This window comes from Lentibacillus persicus (assembly GCF_900112705.1).
Lineage (GTDB): Bacteria > Bacillota > Bacilli > Bacillales > Amphibacillaceae > Lentibacillus > Lentibacillus persicus.
This window is the reverse complement of sequence record NZ_FOMR01000007.1, coordinates 137,355-160,691: the sequence shown is the minus strand read 5'-3', so window position 1 is coordinate 160,691 and position 23,337 is coordinate 137,355. Positions and strand designations below refer to the sequence as shown.

The 23,337-nt window shown below is 43.6% G+C and carries 24 protein-coding genes, 1 pseudogene and 1 riboswitch; of the genes and pseudogenes, 18 read left to right on the top strand and 7 right to left on the bottom strand.

Annotated elements, in window-relative coordinates; genetic code table 11:
* Positions 1-59: 59 nt before the first annotated feature.
* The 7 genes from BMZ22_RS10855 to BMZ22_RS10830 all read left to right on the top strand — a co-directional run bounded on the left by BMZ22_RS10855 (position 60) and on the right by BMZ22_RS10830 (position 5,138).
* Positions 60-845 (top strand): ABC transporter ATP-binding protein, encoded by a 786-nt coding sequence (locus tag BMZ22_RS10855; protein ID WP_090085409.1) that lies wholly within the window; start codon positions 60-62, stop codon positions 843-845.
* Positions 845-2,596 (top strand): putative ABC transporter permease subunit, encoded by a 1,752-nt coding sequence (locus BMZ22_RS10850; RefSeq protein WP_218144045.1) that lies wholly within the window; start codon positions 845-847, stop codon positions 2,594-2,596. Before BMZ22_RS10855 ends, BMZ22_RS10850 begins: the two co-directional genes overlap by 1 nt.
* A gap of 33 nt (positions 2,597-2,629) precedes the next feature.
* Positions 2,630-2,821 carry a hypothetical protein gene (locus BMZ22_RS10845; protein ID WP_090085405.1) on the top strand — a complete coding sequence of 64 codons (192 nt, stop codon included), beginning with the start codon at positions 2,630-2,632 and terminating at the stop codon, positions 2,819-2,821.
* 20 nt (positions 2,822-2,841) lie between these two features.
* Positions 2,842-3,360 (top strand): GNAT family N-acetyltransferase, encoded by a 519-nt coding sequence (locus BMZ22_RS10840; protein WP_090085518.1) that lies wholly within the window; start codon positions 2,842-2,844, stop codon positions 3,358-3,360.
* Between the two features lie 60 nt (positions 3,361-3,420).
* Positions 3,421-3,801 carry a nuclear transport factor 2 family protein gene (locus tag BMZ22_RS10835; RefSeq protein WP_090085403.1) on the top strand — a complete coding sequence of 127 codons (381 nt, stop codon included), beginning with the start codon at positions 3,421-3,423 and terminating at the stop codon, positions 3,799-3,801.
* Positions 3,802-3,832: 31 nt separating this feature from the next.
* On the top strand, positions 3,833-3,982 hold the full coding sequence (locus BMZ22_RS16950) for a hypothetical protein (RefSeq protein WP_177183421.1): 150 nt from the start codon (positions 3,833-3,835) through the stop codon (positions 3,980-3,982).
* Positions 3,983-4,334: 352 nt separating this feature from the next.
* The gene (locus BMZ22_RS10830; RefSeq protein ID WP_090085401.1) at positions 4,335-5,138 is read left to right on the top strand and encodes an HAD family hydrolase; all 804 of its coding nucleotides are present in this window, start codon (positions 4,335-4,337) and stop codon (positions 5,136-5,138) included.
* A gap of 106 nt (positions 5,139-5,244) precedes the next feature.
* Here BMZ22_RS10830 and serA read toward each other — a convergent pair whose 3' ends face one another.
* Positions 5,245-6,828, bottom strand: coding sequence for a phosphoglycerate dehydrogenase (gene serA, locus BMZ22_RS10825; RefSeq protein ID WP_090085399.1), 1,584 nt, complete (start codon positions 6,826-6,828; stop codon positions 5,245-5,247).
* Position 6,829: 1 nt separating this feature from the next.
* Positions 6,830-7,981 (bottom strand): pyridoxal-phosphate-dependent aminotransferase family protein, encoded by a 1,152-nt coding sequence (locus BMZ22_RS10820; RefSeq protein WP_090085397.1) that lies wholly within the window; start codon positions 7,979-7,981, stop codon positions 6,830-6,832.
* Positions 7,982-8,141: 160 nt separating this feature from the next.
* Between BMZ22_RS10820 and BMZ22_RS10815 the strand changes: the two genes are divergently transcribed.
* Complete coding sequence (locus tag BMZ22_RS10815) at positions 8,142-9,059, top strand: ketopantoate reductase family protein (RefSeq protein WP_090085395.1); 918 nt, start codon at positions 8,142-8,144, stop codon at positions 9,057-9,059.
* A gap of 61 nt (positions 9,060-9,120) precedes the next feature.
* Here BMZ22_RS10815 and BMZ22_RS10810 read toward each other — a convergent pair whose 3' ends face one another.
* Together BMZ22_RS10810 and BMZ22_RS10805 are read right to left on the bottom strand one after the other, a co-directional pair.
* Complete coding sequence (locus tag BMZ22_RS10810) at positions 9,121-10,611, bottom strand: glycine betaine uptake BCCT transporter (RefSeq protein ID WP_090085393.1); 1,491 nt, start codon at positions 10,609-10,611, stop codon at positions 9,121-9,123.
* Positions 10,612-10,972: 361 nt separating this feature from the next.
* Complete coding sequence (locus BMZ22_RS10805; protein WP_090085391.1) at positions 10,973-11,416, bottom strand: DUF5392 family protein; 444 nt, start codon at positions 11,414-11,416, stop codon at positions 10,973-10,975.
* 232 nt (positions 11,417-11,648) lie between these two features.
* Here BMZ22_RS10805 and csaA point away from each other — a divergent pair, with 232 nt between their 5' ends.
* The 7 genes from csaA (at position 11,649) to BMZ22_RS10770 (ending at position 18,952) form a co-directional block, all read left to right on the top strand.
* Positions 11,649-11,981, top strand: a complete 333-nt coding sequence (csaA, locus tag BMZ22_RS10800; protein ID WP_090085389.1) for a chaperone CsaA — start codon at positions 11,649-11,651, stop codon at positions 11,979-11,981.
* A 246-nt stretch (positions 11,982-12,227) separates the two neighbouring features.
* Positions 12,228-13,592 carry a sigma-54 interaction domain-containing protein gene (locus BMZ22_RS10795; RefSeq protein ID WP_090085387.1) on the top strand — a complete coding sequence of 455 codons (1,365 nt, stop codon included), beginning with the start codon at positions 12,228-12,230 and terminating at the stop codon, positions 13,590-13,592.
* 269 nt (positions 13,593-13,861) lie between these two features.
* Positions 13,862-14,638: a 3-hydroxybutyrate dehydrogenase gene (locus tag BMZ22_RS10790; RefSeq protein ID WP_090085385.1), complete on the top strand. Its 777-nt coding sequence runs from the start codon at positions 13,862-13,864 to the stop codon at positions 14,636-14,638.
* A 53-nt stretch (positions 14,639-14,691) separates the two neighbouring features.
* Positions 14,692-15,975, top strand: coding sequence for a GntP family permease (locus BMZ22_RS10785; RefSeq protein ID WP_090085384.1), 1,284 nt, complete (start codon positions 14,692-14,694; stop codon positions 15,973-15,975).
* A gap of 133 nt (positions 15,976-16,108) precedes the next feature.
* The gene (locus BMZ22_RS10780) at positions 16,109-16,495 is read left to right on the top strand and encodes a VOC family protein (protein WP_090085382.1); all 387 of its coding nucleotides are present in this window, start codon (positions 16,109-16,111) and stop codon (positions 16,493-16,495) included.
* Between the two features lie 15 nt (positions 16,496-16,510).
* The gene (locus BMZ22_RS10775; protein WP_090085380.1) at positions 16,511-17,893 is read left to right on the top strand and encodes an FAD-binding oxidoreductase; all 1,383 of its coding nucleotides are present in this window, start codon (positions 16,511-16,513) and stop codon (positions 17,891-17,893) included.
* Positions 17,894-18,079: 186 nt separating this feature from the next.
* Positions 18,080-18,952, top strand: a complete 873-nt coding sequence (locus BMZ22_RS10770) for a cytochrome c oxidase assembly protein (RefSeq protein WP_218144044.1) — start codon at positions 18,080-18,082, stop codon at positions 18,950-18,952.
* Between the two features lie 48 nt (positions 18,953-19,000).
* Here BMZ22_RS10770 and BMZ22_RS10765 read toward each other — a convergent pair whose 3' ends face one another.
* A complete protein-coding gene (locus tag BMZ22_RS10765; protein WP_090085377.1) occupies positions 19,001-20,107 on the bottom strand; it encodes a 5-methyltetrahydropteroyltriglutamate--homocysteine S-methyltransferase in 1,107 nt (368 codons plus the stop codon).
* Between the two features lie 191 nt (positions 20,108-20,298).
* A riboswitch (SAM riboswitch) is annotated at positions 20,299-20,395 on the bottom strand.
* Between the two features lie 130 nt (positions 20,396-20,525).
* Between BMZ22_RS10765 and BMZ22_RS10760 the strand changes: the two genes are divergently transcribed.
* Positions 20,526-21,446 (top strand): DMT family transporter, encoded by a 921-nt coding sequence (locus BMZ22_RS10760; protein WP_090085376.1) that lies wholly within the window; start codon positions 20,526-20,528, stop codon positions 21,444-21,446.
* 28 nt (positions 21,447-21,474) lie between these two features.
* On the top strand, positions 21,475-21,747 hold the full coding sequence (locus BMZ22_RS10755) for a hypothetical protein (protein ID WP_090085374.1): 273 nt from the start codon (positions 21,475-21,477) through the stop codon (positions 21,745-21,747).
* A 56-nt stretch (positions 21,748-21,803) separates the two neighbouring features.
* Here the strand turns inward: BMZ22_RS10755 and BMZ22_RS10750 are convergent, their stop codons facing one another.
* On the bottom strand, positions 21,804-21,992 hold the full coding sequence (locus tag BMZ22_RS10750; protein ID WP_090085372.1) for an aspartyl-phosphate phosphatase Spo0E family protein: 189 nt from the start codon (positions 21,990-21,992) through the stop codon (positions 21,804-21,806).
* Positions 21,993-22,254: 262 nt separating this feature from the next.
* Positions 22,255-22,956, bottom strand: coding sequence for an NAD-dependent protein deacylase (locus BMZ22_RS10745; RefSeq protein ID WP_090085369.1), 702 nt, complete (start codon positions 22,954-22,956; stop codon positions 22,255-22,257).
* 111 nt (positions 22,957-23,067) lie between these two features.
* Between BMZ22_RS10745 and BMZ22_RS10740 the strand changes: the two are divergent.
* A pseudogene (locus BMZ22_RS10740) lies at positions 23,068-23,268 on the top strand (ArsR family transcriptional regulator); the annotation flags it as partial.
* Positions 23,269-23,337 lie beyond the last annotated feature (69 nt).

Sequence of the window (23,337 nt, the reverse complement as noted above, 5' to 3'; positions counted from 1 at the left end):
AAAGGTTCTTCCACTCTGCTATAATTGAACCCGAGTCACTTTTTAGGGGGGGAAAAACGATGGAGGACCAGTCAATTAAACTAACCGACTTGTCAAAAACGTATAAAAGACATGAAGCGGTTAAACAGCTCAATCTGCATGTTAATAAAGGAGAACTGTTTGGCTTTCTTGGACCGAATGGTGCCGGTAAAACAACCACTATAAAAATGCTGACCGGACTGCTTGAGCCGACAAGCGGATCGGCTGAAATTAATGGGATCGACATATGGAAACATCCGCTTGAGGCGAAAAAGCGAATTGCCTATGTGCCTGACCAGCCTAATCTTTATCCGAAATTGACGGGATGGGATTATCTCGAATTTGTAGCGTCTGTTTTTCGAATACCGAAAGAGCAATTTCAGAGAAGGGCGGATGAGTTGCTGAAAATTTTCGGATTGACTGAACAGGCCGCGGATTTAATCGAAAGTTACTCACACGGCATGAAGCAAAAGATAGCCATATGTGGGGCGCTTGTGCATGAACCGGATGTACTATTTATGGATGAGCCGACGGTCGGCCTTGATCCGAAAAGTGCGCGCAGCTTGAAAAATTTGCTTCGTGAGCTTTGTGATAATGGCATGACGGTTTTTCTGTCAACGCACATTCTTGAAATTGCTGAGCAGATGTGTGACAGGGTCGGAATTATTTTTGAAGGTGACATCATTGCGCTTGGCACGATGGATGAACTGAAGGCAAGCGGAGGCCACACGGATCAGAGCCTGGAGGATATTTTCCTTGAGTTGACCGGCGGAGAGGACCAGCAGGCGATTATTAGTGAAATATCTGATCATGGTGATGTCAGATGATGAAGGCTCTTTTAAAAAATCAATGGAAACTATTTATTAATTCAATGAAAGCCCAGCCTGCTAAAAATTACGTCGGCTATTTTGTCATGTTTCTTGTGTTCTCGATCGTACTGTATTGGTTTTCTGTTGGGATTTGGGCCTTATCCGATGCTATTACGGAACCGGTTTTTGCCGGCATTTTATCATACGGCTTTTTATTGGTTATTGGATTTATCATTCTGCTCGGTCTGCCGCAAATATTCAAGCATTTGTATTCGGCGACCGATCTCAATCTGCTGTTCACGATGCCAATCCCGACACGCTATATATTCTGGCTAAAATATATGCAAAGTTTTGCCGGTATGCCGTCATTGGTATTCGTGTTGTATATCGTGCCGCTGTATGTGTACGGACTGGTGACGGGGGCAAATCTGTTATATTATCCCGTTGTGCCGGTTGTCCTCCTGGTAGTCATCGTCATAGGGCTGTCAATTGCATATATGTTTAATTTGCTGCTCGTGCAGATTGTTCCGGCCAGCAAAGCGAATGAATTCATGACGGTAATGAGTGTGCTCTCAGGGATTTTTGTTTATTTAATCTTCATGGCGCCGACTCTGGCGAACGACCAGCCGTTATCTGAAATGATCTTAGCAGGGCTTCCGCTATTTCCGGATTGGGTGCCGGTGACGTGGGCGAGTAACGCCATCATTGGAGCGGCAAGCGGATCGATCGATTGGCTTGTACCGTTCGTTATGATTATTTTGCTCGCTGCAATAGCTTTCATCGTGACATCCACCCTGGTGGAAAGAGGCTTTCGGACCGGCTGGATAAAGCTGAGCGAAGGCAGCGGGAAGAAGCGGAAGAAAAAATCTGCTAAAATAGCCGGACCGCAATTGTATCATCCGGTTATCGCTATCGGAAAAAAAGAATGGTATGCGATTAAACGTGATCTGCGTGAGTGGCTTGTATTTTTGCCGTTCGTATTTTTCTTTGTATTCGGGTTCGCGGGGTTGCTTTCAGGCGGCGGAAATCTTAGTGATCTGCGCGGGCCGAATGACGTAACCTGGCCGATTGCACAGGCGATTCTATTGTTCGTCTATGCGATGTTCAATGGTCAAATTGCCAGCTCGACGATCGCCAGGGAAGCTAACTCAGTTTGGATATTACGGATTTTACCCCTGTCCGGAAAAGATATCGCATTTGGGAAATTATGGATTAGCTGGCTGCTGCCGTTTGTTATTTTAACTGTAGTGGAGATTGCTGCAGGCCTGTTCTTCGGCTGGACGCTCTTCCAATTTGCTGCCGGAATTGCCATGAAAGCTGTGATAACGATTGGCATCAGCGGTATCGGTATGTGGCTCGGTACAATTGGTGCTAAATATAACCCGGCCAACCCACAGAACCGCTTAAAGTTTGGAGTAGCAGTCGTTCTTATGATTGCTTCGTATGTGTATTTGTTTTTTGCGCTGATTCCGTTTGTGATGCTGATTTTGCCGGTTGAGTTGGTGGAATTCGCACAGATGGTCAGTCAGGATTCAAGTGGCTTATTTGGATTTGCAGCGGGATTTGTTTACACCGTGTTAAGCTGGAAAACGGCGAGCCCGGTTATAGTTGCAACCGTGGGGATTCTGCTGATGCTTGTAATTTCACTGGGGGTTGCATACCTTTTCACCATGATGAGTGCGCGGAAAATCGATCAGGGCATAGAAATCGACATAGCTCAGGATACCGGTTCAAAACCGGCACTTGGTAAGAAACCAGGCAGTTTGTAAAAGTTTGAAAAAATACTATTTGGAGGGATAAAAATGGGGGGGTTTGGAATGGGGCTTATTATGAACTTAATCTTTTTTGCAGCAATGTTGTACATAGCCTATCTGATTATCTCGGTTGCAGTAAGGCACGGAATTGACAATTCGGAGCTCGGAAAATTACTGAAGCAAAAACACGGGCATCAGGAAGAAAAATTTCAGCCCAAAGATGATTTGGATAAAGATTAGAAATGGAGGGAGCTTGCATGATGAACATCAGAAAAGCGACCCAGGGCGATGCGGCCGGTATTGCTAAAGTTCACATTGACAGCTGGCGGACAACTTATAAGAATATTGTGCCTGATGACTATCTGGATAGTTTGAATTACGAGGAGCGCAAAAAACGCTGGAAGCAAATTGTGTATGAAGGAATCGTTTATGTTGCAGAACACGACGGTAAGATTGTTGGATTTTCTTCAGGCGGCAAAGAACGTGAAGGAAAGTACAATCATTATGACGGGGAACTTTATGCAATCTATATCTTAAAGGAGTATCAGGGAAAAGGCATCGGCAAAAAGCTTGTCAAACCAATCGTTGATGAGCTCACAAAAGCCGGTTTTCGTTCAATGCTGGTGTGGGTGCTGAAAGATAATGATGCCACGTATTTTTATGAGAATCTTGGCGGAGAATATGTTGATTCAGCTGTTATCACTATTTGCAGTGCGGCCTTGAAGGAAATAGCATACGGCTGGCCGGATATTAATGCCTTGAGACAGAACGTGATTTGACTGACGTGCAGCTGAATCTGAACGGCAATCCAGCTAAAATCATTTAGGAGGAGCATTTTTATGACTAATGATATAAAGATTGTATGCCCTGAAGACTGCGGTAATTCACCTAAGAAAGAAATTTTAAAGCAAGTGACGATCGCTTTTGCTGCTAATGACACAGACATCATTGATAGGATGTTTGCTGATAATGCAGTCTGGGAGATTGTTGGTGATAAAACAATTGATGGAAAAAATGACATGATCGCTTCAATGAAAAATAACAATACGGCGGAATTACACATAGCAAACATCATAACTCATGGGAAGACTGGAGCTGTAAATGGTACGGTCATTAACAAAGATGGAAAACGTATTGCTTTTTGTGAGATATACAATTTCAGCAGTGCAGGCAAAAAAGCAAAAATAAAGGAAACGAGGTCCTATTTCATTAATTTATAAAGATAAATGAACATATTGGAGGTGAACGAGCGTGAAAGTTAAAATTTTGGATGCCATGAGTACAAGCAGACTTGAGAAGAAAGTGAACAACTTTATTGCACGCGAATATCCTAACGTTATTGATATTCAACTTTCAGCCGGCTTTGGCAGTTATGCCGCCTTGATTAAATATGAAAATTAATTAAATTACAGCGGTTTTTGTTGAGTTTACAGCTATTCTTTATTAATCTGCAGCGATTGCCGGTCAATTTACAGGGATTATCCCTCAAACTGCAGCGATGTTTTAAACTATCGCAAAAAAGGAATAATAGAACCAATCATCCCAGCGGAGGCGATAGTGTGAAAAAGCTTATCAAACGAGCGATTAAGTACGGACCGGTTATTTACCCGATGGTGCGGAAGTTTTTGAACAAACGAAAAAACAAACAATATACACGATAGTTAATTAAAGTGGCATAACTTATTTTATGCCGCTTCTTTTATTTCCTGGAACATGATAATATGAAGCTATCATTTTAAAAGGGGACAGGTTTATGCTTAAAGCAATTATGTTTGATTTGGATGATACGTTGATTTGGGATGAAAAAAGTGTCGATGAAGCGTTTAAAAAGACTTGTCGTTTGGCCGAAGAGAAGGCAAATGTCAATCCGGAAAAACTTGAGGAGCGCATCCGTGAGAATGCCCAAAAACTTTTTGCTGCGTATGATACATATGAATTTGCGGAAATGATTGGCATTAGTCCGTTTGAAGGGCTGTGGGCTGAATTTGATGATGAAGGGGAGTCATTTCGAAAATTAAACGAGATGGCGCCTGAATATCGGAAAAAAGCCTGGACACGTTCACTGAAGGAAGCGGGGGAGGATAATCCTCAGCTGGCCATTGAACTTGCTGAGACATTTAAGACAGAACGCGGTAAAAATCAGTACATCTACCCTGAAACGTTTGATGTGCTTAATAAGCTTCAGGGTAAATACCGGCTGCTTATGCTTACAAACGGCTCACCCGATCTGCAGCAGACCAAGTTGACTATTACGTCTGAGTTAAAGCCTTATTTCGAACATATTGTCATCTCAGGCGCATTTGGGAGAGGAAAACCGGATCCGTCGATTTTTGATCATGCGATGGAGTTACTGAACGTTGAAAAAGACGACGTACTGATGGTGGGGGATAATCCAGGCTCGGATATTTTAGGCGCATCAAAAGCCGGGATTCAGTCTGTTTGGATCAACCATGAAAAATATGATCCCGGTGATGTTAAACCAGGATATGAAATCTCGCGTTTGTCGGAAGTACTGGATATCATTAACCAATCGACTATTCAAGGAAAAGAAGTGTAACATGACAAAAAGCGCTTGCAGCAAGCGCTTTTTGAATGAGTGAATAGATCGGGAGCGTTTGAAGTAACCCCAGTTTAACCAGGAACGCTCCACCTTATAGACGGTATTACAAATCAACCGCGGTGACTTCTTCTATTTCCTCCAAATCTTTTAATGCACCGAGTTCTTCTTGTTCGGCATATTTATCGATTGTCAGAATCATGATAGCATTGCCGCCGATGTCGGAACGGTCAACTTGCATAGTGGCAATATTGATATTGCGTTCGGCCAAAAGGCTACCCATTTTACCAATAACACCAGGGAGGTCCTTATGGTGGATGACGACGATATGACCCTCTGGCATAACATCGACACTGTAATGGTCAACACGCACGAGACGTGCCCCCAGCCCATTCAGAAGTGTTCCGGAAACACTGCGGACGCCTGATTTGGTTTTGACCTCAACCGTCATTAAATTGGTAAAGCCTTTCGTTGTTGATGTCCTGTTCTCATGAATTGTGATGCCTTTTTTCTCAGCAAGATAAAGTGCATTGACATCATTCACATGGCTGCCAAGGTGCCGTTCGAGCAAGCCTTTAACAGCATTCCGGGTGATTGGGGCAATTTCAACATCCGAAAGTTCTCCGGAATAATAAATATTGACCTCTTCCGGTACATCGTCAGTTAACCGGATCAGGAACATGCCGAGTTTTTCGGCCAAATTGAAATACGGTTCGATTTGGCTGAGAACGTCACTCGGAACAGATGGCAGATTAACAGGATTTTTGACCATGTCACCACTCAGGTGATTGAGCACATCATGACAGACATCGACCGCCACACTTTCCTGAGCTTCTATGGTGCTCGCACCTAAATGTGGTGTCGCTACAACTTGCGGCAGCTCCAGCAGTTTATGATCCTGGAAAGGCTCCTCTTCAAGCACGTCAATGGCTGCACTGGCAACTTTTCCGGAAACAAGTGCATCATAAAGCGCCTCTTCATCAATAATACCGCCGCGCGCACAGTTAATCATAAACACACCGTCTTTCATTTGCTTGAAGGCACCGGTGCTGATCATATGCCGTGTATCCTTCAACAGCGGAGTGTGTACCGTAATGTAGTCCGCCTTCTGCAAGACATCTTCAAATTCACCATAATCAATGCCCATTTGATCCGCTTTTTCCTCGGTCAAAAACGGATCATAGGCGATAACATTCATGCGCTGGCCTTTGGCTCTGTACGCCACTTCAGTGCCGATTCGGCCAAGACCGACGATGCCGAGTGTTTTATTTTTGACTTCAAACCCGACATACTTCGAACGCTCCCATTTTTGCTCTTTTAAGGCAGAATGGGCCTGCGGAATCTTGCGGGAAAGTGCCATCATCATGGCCATCGTATGCTCGGCCGCTGAATTGGTATTCCCATTTGGTGCGTTAACGACAATAATCCCATTTTCGGTAGCTGCTTCAAGATCAATATTATCAACACCGACGCCGGCGCGTCCAATGATTCTTAAATTGTCAGCTTTTTCGATGACACTCCGGGTTACTTTGGTCTGGCTGCGCACAAGAAGCCCATCGTACGCGCCAATCCGGCTTTCTAATTCTTCAGGTTTTAAGCCGGTTTCTTTAACCACCTTTACATCCTCACTGTTATAAAGGACGTCAAGACCTTCATCGCTGATAGGATCTGCTACTAATATATGAAACACGTTATGAACCTCCTAGCAAAATTTCTTGAGCAGCACGTGTGCCGCTTCCTAGTTCGATAGGCTTGCCTATTTTATTCAAAGCTACTTCGATGATGCCGATGGTCTGTAACATGTCAGCAGGAGAGCAGTAGCCCATATGACCGATGCGAAATATTTGGCCTTTTAAATGCTTTTGCCCTCCTGCAACGGTCAGATTAAATTCGTTCTTGAGAACTTTTCGCAGTGCCTCCGGGTCAAAGTCAGTCGGTGCAATGGCTGTGACCGTAGGAGAAGCTGCCTTGTCACTCGTCAGGAGGGGAATGCCTAGTTCTTTAAACGCCGCTCTTGTCATGTTCATCATAGTCAAATGCCGGTTGTATACCGCCCCAAGTCCTTCTGTTTCTATCAGACTGAGGACTTGTTCCAGCCCGAATAAAAGTGATATAGCCGGAGTGAATGGTGTCGAATCATTTTCCAGCTGGTCACGGTATTTCGTTAAATCAAAATAAAACGATGGGCGTTTATTGTTTTCGATAACATCCCAAGCTCGTTCACTAACGGTTGCAAAGGTCAGTCCCGGCGGCAGCATCATTGCCTTCTGTGACCCTGTAACGAGAATATCGATTCCCCAGTCGTCCATTTTCATTTCAGCACCGGCAATAGCGGATACACCATCGACAATAAATAAAGCATCCGACTGCTGCTTGATAACCTGGGATAATTCATAAACAGGGTTTAGTACACCGGTTGACGTTTCGCAAAATGTTGCAAATACGGCTTTGATTTCAGGGTGTTGTTTAAGGTATGTTTCAACAGTTTCCGGCTCTGCGGCTTCTCCCCATTCCACATCAATGCGATGCATGGTTATGTCATATTCTGTGCAGATTTGAGCAAATCGATCACCAAAAGCGCCTGTGACAATCACAAGCACCTCATCTCCGGGTCTGACGGCATTCACGACCGCCGTCTCGAGACCGCCCGTACCGCTGCCGGCTATCATTAATATGTCTTGATCTGTTCCAAAAACAGGTTTCAATTTGGGTTTGATTCTATGTAATAAATCTTTTGTTTCCTGATCCCTGTGTCCGATCATTGGCTGATTCATCGCACGCTGAACACTGGGCGGGACAGGCGTTGGCCCCGGGATTCGCAAAAAAGGCTGATCTGCCAGCATCGTATGACCCCTTCCTGTACCTTCCGTTATTTGATTTATCTATCATAGCAAAAATGTTGTTTTTGTCAATTATTGCGAAAATTAATTTTGTCAGGTGGACAAAACTGGCAATAAAGATTATTCTTAAAATTAATAACTGATTTGGAAAGGGGAGAGGTCTGTGAATATTGTAATACTGGGCGCCGGCGCGTTAGGTGTTTATTTTGGCGGTCGCTGGCTTGAATCAGGTGCGGAGGTATCCTTCCTGGTAAGAGAAAAAAGAGCTGCTCAAATTGAAGCGAATGGGTTAAAGATTAATAGTACGCACGGAGATTACGAATTGAAAAATCCTCATATCACAACGGAGCCGGACAAAATTGAGTCACCGGATATCGTACTGGTTGGTGTGAAAGGCTTTCACCTTGAAGGAACATTTAATCAGCTGCAAACATTAACGGAAAAAGGCGCTTACATATTGCCGGTTTTAAATGGAATTGAACACATTGAGATTTTACAGAATAAATTTGGTAAGGATCGGGTGCTCGGCGGCCTTTCGTATATTTTTGCTGCACTGAATGATAAAGGTCATGCAGAACAGGCGGGTAATATGCATCATCTTTATTTTGGACCGCTCGATCCTTCGCAGGAAGCAATTTGTGAGAAGCTTGAGCATATGTCGAAAAACAGTGGTTTCATTTCGAAAAAAAGCTCTGACATGATGTATGAACTTTGGAAGAAATATATGTTCATCTCTGCACTGTCAGGTGTGACCACAGCGGCCAACCTGCCAATCGGAGCGGTCCGGGAACACGGCGAAACATTTCATATTGCTAAAATGATTATGCGTGAAATCCAGTCGCTCGCAAAACACTATGGCACGGTTATTTCGGATGATGATGTTGAAGCGGCGTTGCAAAATGCCCGGTCATTGGACAGCGAAGCGACTTCTTCGATGCATAAAGACCGCCGGAAGGGTCTTCGTCTGGAAGTTGATCATATTCAAGGGGGAGCTGTCAGGATGGCAGAAGAAAAAGGCTTGGAAGTCCCGTCTCTCCGAACAGTTCTTGGCCTTATTAAACCGTTTGAAACGCCTGAATGAAATAATAAAGCCAGTCTGCTTGCTGAATGTATCAGCGGCAGCTGGCTTTTTTAATTATACTTCATTCCCGACCTGTCATTTCTCTGGCTTCCTTCTTGAGTGCTTTAAACAGTGCTATAATCATAAGTATCATTACAAACGAAAATGGGAGCGCTGCAACGATGATGGTATTCTGAATCGCTTGAAGGCCGCCAACATAAAGCAGAATCAGCGCGACTGATGATTGAGCGATCCCCCATACGATTTTGACTTTGTTTGCCGGCTCAAGTGAACCATGTGTGGACTGCATGCCAAGAACGAAGGTAGCCGAGTCAGCTGACGTAATAAAGAATGAGCTAATGAGCAGTATCGCGACGACCGACAAAATAAGTGACAATGGAAGCTGATCAAACATATTGAACAGTACCAATTCTGTCGCGTGTTGTGTCAGTTCGGTGCCGTTGTTTTGCACGTCGCCGGCTGTTGTGCCGAATGCCGCATACCAGATGGCAACAAGCAAGGTTGGTAAAATCAGCACACCGGTCATAAATTGGCGAATAGTACGTCCACGGGAGACGCGGGCGATAAACATGCCGACAAACGGCGCCCATGACACCCACCATGCCCAGTAGAAAATGGTCCATGCATCAAGCCAACCTCGGTTATCACTTTCAAGCGGTGAAGTCCGGAAGCTTGTCTCAATGAGATTTTGCATATACATGCCGAATGTTTCGGTAAACATGTTAAAAATGAGCAACGTCGGACCAATAATCAATACAGCGATCAGTAAGATAATGGAAAGCACCATGTTTGTATTGGACAAATATTTGATGCCTTTACTCAAGCCTGACCATGCTGAAATCAAAAACAAAAGCGTTACAACGGTGACAATGATAAATTGCGATGTGAAACTAACTTCAAAACCGAACAAATGTGACAGACCGCCATTAATTTGCACGGCACCAAAGCCAAGCGAGGTGGCTACGCCAAATACAGTTGCAAACACAGCAAGTACGTCAATCAATGTGCCAAGCGGCCCATTCATCTTTTTACCGAATAACGGCTTCAATGTTGTTGAAATCAGACCTGGCTCATCTTTGCGGAATTGGAAAAAGGCCAGCGCTAAAGCGGTGACGCCATACATCGCCCACACATGGAGACCCCAGTGGAAATAAGAATAAACCAAGCCTTCTTTAAATGCCTGATCGGAACCTTCGTTTGCTGTCGGTGCGTCAGACATATAATGGAAGAGCGGCTCGGCTGCACCATAAAATACAAGCCCGATCCCCATTCCTGCCGAAAACAGCATGGCAACCCATGTTGGCGTTGAAAAGTCAGGCCTGTCATGATCTTTGCCAAGGCGAATTTTCCCAAGCGGGCTGATTGCAATGAAAATCGCTACGATAACGAGGGCGGACATAAGGAGCATGTAATACCAGCCGAATGTTGTCGCAACGTAGGATTTAATGCTCTCGGTTAATTCTTCAAATTGAACCGGAAAAACGGCCCCGAATATTACGGTTATGATAACTAAAGCAATTGTAATATAAAAAACTCTCGATACGCTTTTCATGTAACCTCCTGATGAAATTTTGTTGTTATGTATCATATTAGAAAAATGCTACTCTAAAGAAAACGCTGTGTTTATCCCCGTGCCAAAACCCCGCTTAAGGAAGTTTCACTTTTAGTATTATACTTAATTCATAAAGAAATACAACTGTTATCTCAGTCAAGCTATTGCAAAGAGGGGACATAACAGTAAAAAAAGGCTGCTCCAAACCTACAATGGAGCAGCCTCCGAAGCTTGGCTTCTGATTTATCGCCTTTTCATTATAAGATGAAACAAATGGCCAAATAATTCATAGGCACTATTAGAAATTTTTCGGTTCAAAAAAAGAAGAACCCTCCGTTATGAAAGGTTCTTCGTTCAGTTATTAGTTCTCCATCATTTTTTTCCGCTGATGTTCTTCTGTCAGGAAGTTAAAAAAGGTTTGCATGCTGAATCTTGGTTTGGCTTTGACGTTATTAATATACTTATCTTTCATGTAATCATTAACATGTTCGCTGTTTTTAATCCGCTTAATGATATGGTCGAGGCCAATATCACGAATTTCTTTGTTCACATGCTTGGATTCCTTGTAAACGGCAGCACCGATTGCGCCAACCAGAGCATAAATTCCAAGCGCCAACAGCATATCCTGGGTATAGCCTGTGATAACAAGCATGAAAAACAGATTGATAATGGAAATGCTTAATAACGGAATTGAAATAAACATATATAACGAACTCTTCTTCAGTTTGGGCTTAACCATTTCATCGATAATCTCCAGTTCTTTCTCGATGAAACTTGGCATGCCTTTCGGTGTATTAAAATTCATACAGATAATCCGCTCCTCAAATAAATCATTTATATCATTACGAGGCTGCAATCAGCCTGCCAAATTAAAATTGTTCTAATCTAATTATACAATGATACCCCTTTAATTGTCATGTTATAAGCTCGGAAGTGAACTTGTGTAAAAAATGAAGGAAATAGCGCTTTTTTGGCGAAAATAGTTATAATTGAAATCAAACGTCTAGTGATATTAAAAGTAGATGGAGGCGATTAGAGTGGCAACGATTGAAGACTTTATGGAATTGGACATGCGCATAGGCACTGTTTTAAAAGCTGAGCCATTTCCGGAGGCGAAAAAGCCTGCGATTAAACTGGAAATTGATTTTGGAGAAACTATTGGAACGAAGCAATCATCAGCACAGATCACCCGGCGATATGAGCCTGAAGCGCTTGTAGGACGCCAGGTGATTGCTGTCGTCAATTTTCCGCCGATGCGTGTGGGCGGCTTCAAGTCCGAAGTGCTCGTGATCGGCGGTGTACAGGAAGAGAATGATGTCGTGTTATTGAAGCCCGACGAGCCTGTTGCGAATGGCACCCGAATTTCCTGAAGTTTTGAAAAGGGCAGAAGCCGATTATGAGCGGGAAATTTGTGAACTTGAGCCGACTTTGTGACAATTTGAGCCAAATTTTCGTCAGTTTGAGCCAAATCTGTGACAGTTTGAGCCAAATTCAATTTTAAGAAATGTTTATCCGGCAACAATGCTATGATTTTACCATACGCAGTTATCCTATGCTTGAAATTTTTGTATAATAATAGCCAAGGGACAAATTTATGAATTAAGGAGCGGCCCGTTATGCTGTCTACAATAACGCGAAATAAAGAAGCCATTATTGAAACCGTTTTCGAGAAATCGCACTATTGTTTTGTAGCTGTCGATGAAAATGGCGTTGTAACTTTTTTGAATGATAGTTATTGCCGGTTTCTTGAGGTTGACAGGGAGAAAGCGATTGGAAAACATGTGACAGAGATAATCGAGAATACAAGAATGCATATCGTCGTTGAAACAGGTGAGGAAGAGATTGCCGATCTTCAATATATTCGCGGAAACCATATGATCGCGAATCGGATACCGGTTTTTTCGGGCGGGAAAGTCGTCGGTGCGGTAGGGACGGTGTTGTACAGGGACACTAAAGAATGGATGCAAATGAACACCCATATTAAAAACCTTCTGCTTGAACTTGAAAACTATCGTAAACAGTTACGGAATCAAACAGGGGCCAACTACTCACTTCATGATATTGTCGGCAGTTCGATTCGATTAAATGAAGTAAAGGAAAAGATTATTAAAGCCTCTTCTGGAGATGTTTCCATACTTTTGACGGGTGAAAGCGGAACAGGCAAAGAATTGTTCGCCCACAGTATCCATCAATTGAGCGAGCGGCACAATCAACCGTTTGTAAAAGTGAATTGTGCTGCCATTCCGGAACATCTACTTGAATCAGAACTGTTTGGTTACGAAGCGGGAGCGTTCACGGGCGCCAAAAAAGAGGGCAAAATGGGCAAATTCGAAATGGCGGATGGCGGAACGCTTTTCCTTGATGAGATTGCTGACATGCCGTTGAACGCACAAGTTAAAATCCTCCGTGTTCTTCAGGAAAGAGAAATTGAACGCATTGGGTCAGAAAAAACCCGGAAGGTTGATGTCAGAATCGTCGCGGCTACCAATCAATCTTTGGAAAAACTGATTGAACAGGATGATTTCCGCCAAGATCTCTATTATCGTATCAATGTTGTGCAAATAGCCATTCCACCACTTCGCGAGCGTCCTGAAGACATCCGTGTGCTGGCAAAATATTATTTGCGCAACATATCAAACCGCACCGGCAATCGCGTGACTGATTTTGAGCAGGAAGTTCTCGATTTTTTCCTGCATTATGACTGGCCGGGTAATGTGCGAGAGTTGGAAAACGTCGTAGAGTCCGCCGTTCATCTGTCAAGCTCGGAGGTTATTACAGTGGATGATTTGCCTGACCATATGCAAGTGGAGACCTATTATAACTATCAAACCAATGACCTTAAAGATATACTTGAAAAAGCAGAGATAACGGCGATCCGGAACGCATTGCGGCAAACAGACGGGGATAAGTTAAAAGCTGCAAAGTTGCTTGGAATCGGGAAATCCAGCTTTTATGATAAGCTGAATAAATATGGCCTGTAGAATATTCCGATTTTCCGGAATGAATTCCGTTACTCCGGAAAAGCCGTTAAATAAGTAACTATTGACCAACAAAGATTCTTAATTCCGTAACCCCGGAACTAAGAATCTTTTTTTAATATTTAAACCTGGTCATGGCGGAGATCGGTATCATTTTTCTGGTTTGGCATACTTTTTGCATTATTAATCGTTGAGGAGGTGGTTTTTAAAAATAAAATGAAAGCGTTTTATAAATTTGATAACGCTGCAAACTTTAAAAAAATCAGGAGGTAATTATGAAAAATAAAGTTGTATTTATAACAGGTGCAGCAAGTGGTATTGGGTATGAAATTGCTGGTGAATTTGCCAAAAACGGTGCAAAAGTGGCCTTATCTGATATGAATAGCGAAAAACTGAAGGAAGCAGCTGAATCACTTCGAAGCAAGGGCCATGAGTGTATTGAGCTGACGTGTGATGTCACAAATGAAGATGACTTGAAGCAATCCATTAATCAAACGGTTGAGACCTATGGAAGGTTGGATGTTTTAATCAACAATGCCGGATTGCAGCATGTGGCTTCACTTGAAGACTTTCCTACTGAGAAATTTGAACGCATAACGAAAGTCATGCTGGTAGCGCCATTTATGGCCACGAAGCATGTCCTTCCGATTATGAAACAGCAAGGGTCCGGTCGTATCATCAATATGGCTTCCATCAACGGACTGATAGGTTTTGGCGGAAAAGCAGCCTATAACAGTGCGAAACACGGTGTGATTGGCTTGACTAAAGTAGCTGCTTTAGAAGGTGCTGAAGACGGTATTACGGTTAATGCGATGTGCCCGGGGTATGTCGATACGCCGCTTGTACGCAATCAATTTGAAGATTTAGCCAAAAACCGTAATGTTCCAGTGGAAAAAGTTTTGGAAGAAGTATTGTATCCGCTGGTGCCGCAAAAACGTCTTCTGGATGTGCAGGAAGTTGCGGATTATACGATGTATCTTGCAAGCGACAAAGCAAAGGGGATTACCGGTCAGGCAGTAGTTCTTGACGGCGGCTACACAGCCCAGTGAACCGGAAAATAAAGCAATAAATAAATAATTTTTTATGATCACGGAGGGGTATAATGATTGGTATCATACTTGGTCTTGCCGTTCTGATGGGGCTTGCCTATTTAGGCTGGTCCATCCTTTGGGTAGCACCCATCGCTGCCGGTGTAGTGGCACTTACCGGAGGGCTTGATTTACTGGATGCTTATAAAGACACCTATATGGGCGGGTTAGTTGGTTTTGCAAAAAGCTGGTTTCCGGTTTTTATGCTTGGCGCTATTTTTGGGAAGCTGATGGAAGACACCGGGATGGCAAGGTCAGTTGCGGTTGCACTGACAAAATTGATTGGGACAGAACGGGCGATTTTGGGGGTCCTCGCATCAGCAGCCGTACTTACCTATGGCGGCGTCAGTTTATTTGTTGTTGTATTTGCCGTTTATCCGCTGGCGCTCACGATGTTTAAAGAGGCAAATATCCCGAGAAGGCTTATACCGGCAACTGTCGCACTTGGTGCATTTACGTTTACGATGACAGCAGTACCGGGGACGCCACAAATACAAAACCTGATCCCGATGGAACATTTTGGAACAGATGCCATGGCGGCACCGATAATGGGGGTTACAGCCACAATTGTAATGGCAGTGGGCGGTTATCTCTATTTGCGCCGGCGGGAGAAAAAATTGAAAGCTAACGGCGAGGTGTATACCGAGCCTAAAGATAAAAATGTGCTCGATTCAGAGGGGAAGACACCTCATTTTATCTTGTCACTTTTACCACTATTGACGGTTTTGATCACGCTTAACGTATTTGGATGGGATGTTATTGTAGCTCTTATTTCAGGGATTGTTCTGATTATGCTGCTTAACCTGTCGAAATTCAAAGGGTTTGTCAGCGCGATCAATAGCGGTGCAAGTGGATCTGTTTTAGCAATTCTTAATACGAGTGCAGCAGTAGGATTTGGGACGGTAGTCAAGGCCGTGCCGGGTTTTGATCGTCTGACTGAAATGCTGATGGGTATCCGCGGCAATCCGCTGATTTCTGAAGCCGTAACGGTTAATATTTTGGCAGGGGCTACCGGGTCAGCTTCAGGTGGTTTGGGGATAGCACTTGAAGCACTTGGGTCAAGATATTATGAAATCGCAATGGACACAGGCATCAGTCCGGAAGCATTTCACAGGATTGCTTCTTTGGCTTCCGGCGGTTTGGATGCCTTGCCGCATAATGGCGCTGTTCTGACATTGTTTGCGATAACCGGCATGACACATAAAGACAGCTATAAAGATATTTTTATCGTAGCGGTTTTAATTCCGGTCATTGCAGCAGCGGTAGCGATACTAATTGCTTCTATCGGTATATACTAAGTTTTTTAATACGTCTCCATAGCCATCCCGGATGGTTGTGGAGACATTTTTGATGGCTGACCAGACAACCTTCTATTAAAATTTTTTAATATTACTGCTATAATGAACCTAATTGAATGGAGGATGAATTGATATGCGAATTAAAATAACGAGTGTTTTTGTGGAAGATCAAGAAAAAGCGTTGCAATTTTACACGGAAGTTCTTGGGTTTGAGAAAAAAATGGATATGCCCGCCGGAGACTTTAAATGGCTGACCGTCGTTTCGCCGGAAGAACCTGATGGCGTGCAGCTGCTTTTGGAACCGAACGATAATGACGCAGCGAAAACATATCAGCAAGCTATCTATGAGCAAGGCATTCCTATGACTTCGTTTGTTGTCGATGATATTGCCTCAGAATATGAGCGCTTGAAGGAACATGGAGTGAAATTTTCAGTGGAGCCGACTGAAGCAGGCCCTGTGACATTCGCGATTTTTGATGACACGTGCGGAAACTTTATACAGATTTCAGAGGCACGATGAAAGGAGAAAATTAATATGGAGGGAACCGAAACAATCACACAGCTCGTTGAAGAATTGGAACGGAAACTGTCCAAAGAACGTGTCACGACTAATGAGACAATGCTGGAACAGCACAGTTCAGATGAATCTTACCACACACCACACCTACCTGATGTAGTTGTTTTTCCGGAAAATGCGGAAGAAGTAAGCGAAATCGTTAAGTTGGCAAATAACTTTCATACACCTGTTGTGCCGTATGGGTATGGGTCGAGTCTTGAGGCAAATGTCATCCCTGAACACGGGGGCATCGTCATCGATTTTGCCAACATGAATAAAGTGCTGGAAGTGCGTGCGGATGATTTTCTTGTACGTGTCCAGCCTGGTGTTACCCGGTCACAGCTGGAAAAAGAATTGAAAAAATACGGATTGTTTTTTACAGTTGATCCAGGGGCAGATGCGACGCTGGGCGGTATGGCTGCAACAAATGCAAGCGGCACAACATCGGTCAAATATGGCATCATGCGTGATAATGTGCGCGATTTGGAAGTGGTGACTTCAGATGGCTCGATTATACATACCGGCAGTATGGCTGCGAAATCCTCGTCAGGTTACAATCTGAATGGTCTGTTTATCGGTTCGGAAGGGACGCTGGGCTGTTTTACCGAATTGACGCTGAAAGTTATCGGCATTCCTGAACATATAATGGCGGCACGGGCTGAATTTGCGAATGTGAATGATGCAGTCGATGCGGTAATTGCGGTCATGCAGGCCGGTATACCGATTGCGCGTGTTGAACTGGTGGATGAGGAATCAATTAAGCAAATGAACCGGTATAGTGATACGACGTACAACGAAGTGCCGACATTGTTTCTTGAGCTGCACGGCAATGAAGCAGGCTTAAAGCATGATATTGATTTCATGGAAGAGATTGTGCAGGATATGCATTGCCGCCAGATTGAATTTGAAACGGAAACCGCCGGCCGCAACAAGTTGTGGGAAGCACGCCACAATGCTGCCTACGCGTTTATTCATAACCATCCGGGGAGAAAGCAGATGGTGACTGACGTTTGTGTCCCGATATCTGAATTGGCCGGAGCGGTCAGAGATGCACGGGCTGCTGTTGGTGAATCCGGTCTTTCCGGTGGCATTGTCGGCCATGTCGGCGATGGCAACTACCATATTTTGCTGATGCTCGATCCGGACAATCCCGATGATATTGAACGGGCAAATCGTGTGAATGAACGCATCGTTAACTATGCGCTTGAGCGGGGCGGAACGTGTACCGGCGAACATGGCGTCGGTACCGGCAAACAGAAATATCAAAAGCGCGAGCACGGCGAAGCGCTGGCTGTTATGCGAAAAATTAAACAGGCACTCGACCCAGAAGGCCTTCTGAACCCAGGTAAGATAATTGGGTGAAGCGGAAACCTTGGCACTGCCAAGGTTTCCGCTGAAAAACGAGCGAGCCGGCCCGAAACTCGATTGAAATCTGAATTGTCAGCGCCTAACTCTATAGACAATTCGCTATCTATATTGAGGAGAATTTGTTAAACTATAAGGAATAATAACCGGGAGGCGGAGGAATGGTGGTGATTCAGAATGCGTATGCTGCTGAGTAATTATGCATGGTATGAGCTGCTTGGCCCTTTGACACTTGCAGCTGCTGTAATGCTTTCTTTCTGGTATGTCAGAACAATTATCAAATCACCTCATTATCATACGACAAAGACACAAACGAGCTATTTCTTTACAGCTGTTGCACTTTTTTATCTTGCACAAGGTTCGCCTTTTGATATTATCGCGGAAGATTATTTGGTCAGTGCACTTATCTTGCAATTGTCGATAATGGCCTTTATAGTGGTGCCGTTTTTTATTCTGAGTTTGCCAAAAGCGTATTTGAATATCTTTTTCTGGCGTCATAAGCGGGCGAGAGTTGCCGCTTTTATGTTCAAACATCCATGGCCGCTTGCGATTATTTTTAATGGGCTTATTACGGTATATTTGATCCCGTCAGTTTTCAATGTCGTCAGCGGAAATGTGTTGCTTCAGTTTATATATGAAGTTGCGATCGTTCTATTCGCTTTTCTGACATGGTGGGTCATTATTCAGCCGTCAGATGAAGTGGCTGAACACAGTTATTTTATGCGTGTGGCGTATGTATTTTTCACAACGTTGTTTCTTATGCCGATTGGTATATTCCTGCTTGTTTTACAGGATCCGGTGTACACGACCTACACAGGTGTTGCAGGTGAACTTATCCCGGCATTAACCGCTGTTTATGATCAGCAGGCTGCCGGGGGATTGCTTAAATTCGTCCAGATTACGTGTTATTCCATTGCTTTGTTTCATTTGCTTAAAAAATGGGGACTGCAGGAAGAGGAAAACGAAGGCAAGGTAGATGAAGATACACGTGTTGTTCAAGGTGTCGTCATTAAATTGAACGACCGGAACCGCCGTAAAAGTCGAAAGAAACGCTAAAAAGAAGCAGCTTGCAAAATCTCTTCCTGCAAGCTGCTTCATTGTATATTAAGCCCAAATTTCGTTTGCTGTATCGACGACAAATTTCAACTTTGCCCATTGCTGTTCTTCTGTCAGCTCATTGCCATGATGGGTGGAGGCAAATCCGCATTGCGGGCTTAAGCAAAGTTGGCCCAGCGGCACAATTTCAGATGCCCCTTTCACACGATTGATGACCTCATCTTTATCTTCCAGTTCACCCGATTTGGAAGTTACAACACCAAGGACAACGCGTGGTCCGTTTTCCGGAATGTGTTTAAGCGGATTGAAACTTCCGGACCGCTCGTCATCATACTCAAGGAAAAACCCGTCGACATTGCCTTTTGCAAATAGTTTAGGAGCAATGCGGTCATAACCGCCTTCAAATGCCCAGGTGGATCGGTAATTCCCGCGACACAGGTGAACCGTCACAGTAAGGTTCTCGGGCTTTTCAGCCAGGCTTTCGTTTAAAACGCGTACCGCCAGGTCAATCAAGTAGTCACGTTGATCACCGATGTCTTCATTCCAAGGCACCGAGTCAGCAGCAAGTCCCGCAATATAAACGTCATCGAGCTGCAGGTAGCGCAGACCGGCATCATAAAACGCCTGCAATGCTTCCTGGTATGTTTTGATAATGTCTTCTGCGTATTTCTCAATGTCCGGATAAATTTCCGGGTTGCGAATGCCATCGTTAAAGAACATGTTGGGGCTAGGGATAGCAAATTTAACGTCAGACCGGCCATCGACAATAGCAATCAAATCTTTGACGTCCTGCAAAAATGGATGGTCCTGGTTAAACGAAATGGTGCCGTTGTTCCGAACGTTGTATTTTTCTGCTTCTTCACCCTTGAACGCATAACCTTCTTCAGGTACATACCCTTCAAATCCGTTCAGGTGCTCCATGAAATCCAGGTGAAACCATGTGCGGCGGAATTCCCCGTCTGAAACTGCCTGCAAGCCACTCTCAATCTGCTTGTCAACAATGCGTTTGATTTCTGAGTTTTCTACCTCGCGCAGTTCTTCAGCAGATAGATTACCTTGTTTAAATGCCTGTCTTGCTTCGTGCAGTCTCCGGGGACGCAATAGGCTCCCAACGTGGTCTGCGCGGAATGGTGCTTTTTCAGTTGTTTTTGTCATATTATCTACCTCTTTCGATTTGTTTTTTATACCTAAGGCAAAATCGCCAACGAATGAACCGGAAAACCGGTTGCGCCTATTGCTTTAGTTGCGTTATTGAAGATGGCGGGCTACCATCTAACAGTAACTGAATAAAAATCTAAAAAAGCCTCTTCATATAAGAAGAGGCTCACATTACAATGATTTTGCTCTTCTTATCTATCAAGCAGACGCTTTCTGGAATTAGCACAGTCATTGACCGATGCTGAGGTTTCAAAGGGCCAGTCCCTCCACCTCTCTGGATAAGAATGTTTCTATTCAGTTATGTGTTAATTTACACGTTACACCTGAAAATTTTTATTGTCAAGTTTTTAAAAAGTTTACGTTAATTGATTAATTGATTATGTTAGTCTATGAATAGATTTAAAAGGGGAATTCCATGCTCAAGGCTTATATTTTCATGCTTTTTGTCGTCATTTTTTATGCGGGGAATATATTAACGGGAAGAGCCATCAATGAACTCCCACCATTTACGATTGCGTTTTTTCGTTTGTTAATCGCTTTTATTGTGATGCTTCCCTTTGGCTTGCGGGGTGCCTGGCAATACCGGCATACATTTTTCAATTATAAAAAGCCCTTATTGATTATGACACTGACAGGCATTACGTTTTTTAATACATTCATATACGGCGCGCTTCAGTTTACAACATCCACGAACGTATCAGTGCTGGAGAGTGTCATTCCGGTTGCAACAGTTATATTAAGTGCCATATTATTAAAAGAGCGGCTGCGAAACACACAAATAGCGGGCGTTTTGATTTCGTTTTTCGGTGCTGTCTGGGTTGTTCTGGACGGAAATATGCTTTCAATCGCGCAGATGAGCTGGAACATAGGCGATATCATTATGATTGGGGCAATTGTCACGTGGGCGGTTTATTCGATATGGGTTAAACAATACATGCACTTGTTTCCGCAATTTGGCGCCCTTGTGTTAATGAGCGGCATCTCTGTTGTTGTGCTCTTGCCTTTTGTCCTGATTGAATGGTACGTAACAGGTGTGCCGTCTGAATTGACGTACGCACCGAACTTCATTGGTTTGGCTTATCTCGGCGTATTTCCGTCATTCATTGCACTAATTTTCTACAACCATGCAGTTGGTGTGCTTGGAGCTTCGCAGGCTTCAATATTCCTTAATTTCCTGCCGGTGGTTACGATGGCCGGAGCATACTTTTGGCTTGGTGAAACAATTACGATTATGAAAATCATCGGTGCGCTGCTTGTGATTGCTGGTGTAATTTTAACGACAAAAACGAGAAAGCCCCGCTCGGCTCATAAAAGGGTGTACAGCCGCACAAACTAGCAGTATCATTAATTTCAGGAGTGACACAATGACGCTGCGTGGAGAGATAATATCTGGAGAATTCGATGAAAAAGCAAACGCTTTTATGCTGCGGGAGGTAAAACATTTTGTCGCAGAAACAAGTCTAAACGAAAATCAGCTGACAAATCTGCTTGACTATTTGAGCAAAAATAAACATGATATTGACGGGCAAGTGCTTACGTTGTATGATCAGATGCCCGTCCGTTTAAATCAAGAAGAAGTCGGGCAGTTTTTGAATGACCTGGAAGACATTAAATCCCGTTATTATAACAACCATTAAAAAGGGGCGCGCTATATGGCACTTCTTCGGAAGAATGTGAAGCAATGCCATATAACTTATCCGGTCATACTAAAATTTTTATTGCCTGTATACAAATTCAAAAGATGATCAAGGTGCTGACTGCATTGAATTGTTCTAATATCGGTTAAACCGTAAGTCATCCCCAAGTCTATCATTTCTTTTTTTTTGACAGCAATTGCAACGCCTAAAACTTGGAGAGTTGGCTCAGGTTTAAAATCTTGCATACTAACACTTTCCTTTCTTTCAGCCCCATACTTGGGACCTTTTCCCTATAAACGCGCACAAACATTATTATGCCATGATTAAGATAGAATGCAATGGTTTCAGCAAAAGTAGTCAAAACCTTACATAAACCGACATAGATTTTCGCCGAATAAGAAAGAATTGTGTTAAAGTTATTGTCAAAATAGTTTAAAAACATTGGTTAGGGTCAAACTGTCCGAGCCTTAATTGAACTGCCCAAATCTGCGGCGGATTAGCTATTTACTAGTTATCCCATTCCTCCAACACTTCACCGATTTCGCGTTCGTGAATGACCTCATCAGCAAACCTGTCAAATTCAGTCGGCTCTCGGTTGACGATGACGAGCCGGGCACCATTATCCTTGGCGATCAGCGGAAATTGGTTCGCCGGTGTGACGCTGAGCGAAGAGCCAAGCACAATGAAAAGGTCAGCGCGTTCTGCTTCGGATTGTGCCAGCTGGAAAGCATCCTGGGGCAGCATTTCCCCAAACAATGTAATTGAAGGGCGTAATACGCCGCCACACTCACAATTGTAGGTCTCATTCACGTACGCTTCATTTTCGTATTTCTTCCCGCAAGTCTGACAGTGCACTTTTGTCAATGTGCCATGAAGCTCGGCCACGTTTTGACTGCCTGCAGTTTGATGAAAGCCATCGACATTTTGTGTAATGATTGAGTTGATCAAACCTTTTCTTTCCCATTCAGCCAGAATACGGTGGCCTTTATGCGGTTTATAGTCTTTTACAGTTAACACTCTGCTGCGGTAAAATTCGATAAATTCATCAACATTACTGTTCAGAGCCTCTGTGCTGGCAATCTTGCTTGGATCTTTTTGCTTCCACATCCCCTTGTTAGCTGAACGGAAATCAGGCAGTCCGCTTTCAGTAGACATGCCGGCACCTGTGAATACAACAGTATGATTCGACTCATTTAACCACTTTTTCATACAGAATCATTCCTCCTTAAGAAAATGTATCATGGATTACAGTCACCTCACAATTAAGTGCTATAACGTAACCCAAGGAACCATAATCATTAAATTAACAAAAAATAAAAATTGACTCGACATACGGACCAAAAACGTGATGTTTTTGTTGCTATTGCAGATCCGACAAGGCGTATATTAATACGTTTGCTGGCAGATGAGGACGAGTTGCCTCTTCACAAAATAACGCCTCATTTTCAAATAGGGCGTGCTGCTGTTTCTAAACATTTGTTAATACTCAAAGAAACGAATTTAGTAACCAACCGTAAAATGGTTTTTTTATTTGCTTTAACCCTTTTGTCCCAGCCGAACCTGTGTGAGGAAAAAAGATAATTTAAGTAC

What these genes read in the sequence shown, in the direction of transcription:
- BMZ22_RS10855 (WP_090085409.1), top strand. Translation starts at nt 60, where the DNA reads ATGGAGGACCAGTCAATTAAACTAACCGACTTGTCAAAAACGTATAAA.
- BMZ22_RS10850 (WP_218144045.1), top strand. Translation starts at nt 845, where the DNA reads ATGAAGGCTCTTTTAAAAAATCAATGGAAACTATTTATTAATTCAATG.
- BMZ22_RS10845 (WP_090085405.1), top strand. Translation starts at nt 2,630, where the DNA reads ATGGGGGGGTTTGGAATGGGGCTTATTATGAACTTAATCTTTTTTGCA.
- BMZ22_RS10840 (WP_090085518.1), top strand. Translation starts at nt 2,842, where the DNA reads ATGAACATCAGAAAAGCGACCCAGGGCGATGCGGCCGGTATTGCTAAA.
- BMZ22_RS10835 (WP_090085403.1), top strand. Translation starts at nt 3,421, where the DNA reads ATGACTAATGATATAAAGATTGTATGCCCTGAAGACTGCGGTAATTCA.
- BMZ22_RS10830 (WP_090085401.1), top strand. Translation starts at nt 4,335, where the DNA reads ATGCTTAAAGCAATTATGTTTGATTTGGATGATACGTTGATTTGGGAT.
- BMZ22_RS10820 (WP_090085397.1), bottom strand. Translation starts at nt 7,981, where the DNA reads ATGCTGGCAGATCAGCCTTTTTTGCGAATCCCGGGGCCAACGCCTGTC.
- BMZ22_RS10810 (WP_090085393.1), bottom strand. Translation starts at nt 10,611, where the DNA reads ATGAAAAGCGTATCGAGAGTTTTTTATATTACAATTGCTTTAGTTATC.
- BMZ22_RS10805 (WP_090085391.1), bottom strand. Translation starts at nt 11,416, where the DNA reads ATGAATTTTAATACACCGAAAGGCATGCCAAGTTTCATCGAGAAAGAA.
- BMZ22_RS10795 (WP_090085387.1), top strand. Translation starts at nt 12,228, where the DNA reads ATGCTGTCTACAATAACGCGAAATAAAGAAGCCATTATTGAAACCGTT.
- BMZ22_RS10785 (WP_090085384.1), top strand. Translation starts at nt 14,692, where the DNA reads ATGATTGGTATCATACTTGGTCTTGCCGTTCTGATGGGGCTTGCCTAT.
- BMZ22_RS10780 (WP_090085382.1), top strand. Translation starts at nt 16,109, where the DNA reads ATGCGAATTAAAATAACGAGTGTTTTTGTGGAAGATCAAGAAAAAGCG.
- BMZ22_RS10775 (WP_090085380.1), top strand. Translation starts at nt 16,511, where the DNA reads ATGGAGGGAACCGAAACAATCACACAGCTCGTTGAAGAATTGGAACGG.
- BMZ22_RS10770 (WP_218144044.1), top strand. Translation starts at nt 18,080, where the DNA reads ATGCTGCTGAGTAATTATGCATGGTATGAGCTGCTTGGCCCTTTGACA.
- BMZ22_RS10765 (WP_090085377.1), bottom strand. Translation starts at nt 20,107, where the DNA reads ATGACAAAAACAACTGAAAAAGCACCATTCCGCGCAGACCACGTTGGG.
- BMZ22_RS10760 (WP_090085376.1), top strand. Translation starts at nt 20,526, where the DNA reads ATGCTCAAGGCTTATATTTTCATGCTTTTTGTCGTCATTTTTTATGCG.
- BMZ22_RS10755 (WP_090085374.1), top strand. Translation starts at nt 21,475, where the DNA reads ATGACGCTGCGTGGAGAGATAATATCTGGAGAATTCGATGAAAAAGCA.
- BMZ22_RS10750 (WP_090085372.1), bottom strand. Translation starts at nt 21,992, where the DNA reads ATGCAAGATTTTAAACCTGAGCCAACTCTCCAAGTTTTAGGCGTTGCA.
- BMZ22_RS10745 (WP_090085369.1), bottom strand. Translation starts at nt 22,956, where the DNA reads ATGAAAAAGTGGTTAAATGAGTCGAATCATACTGTTGTATTCACAGGT.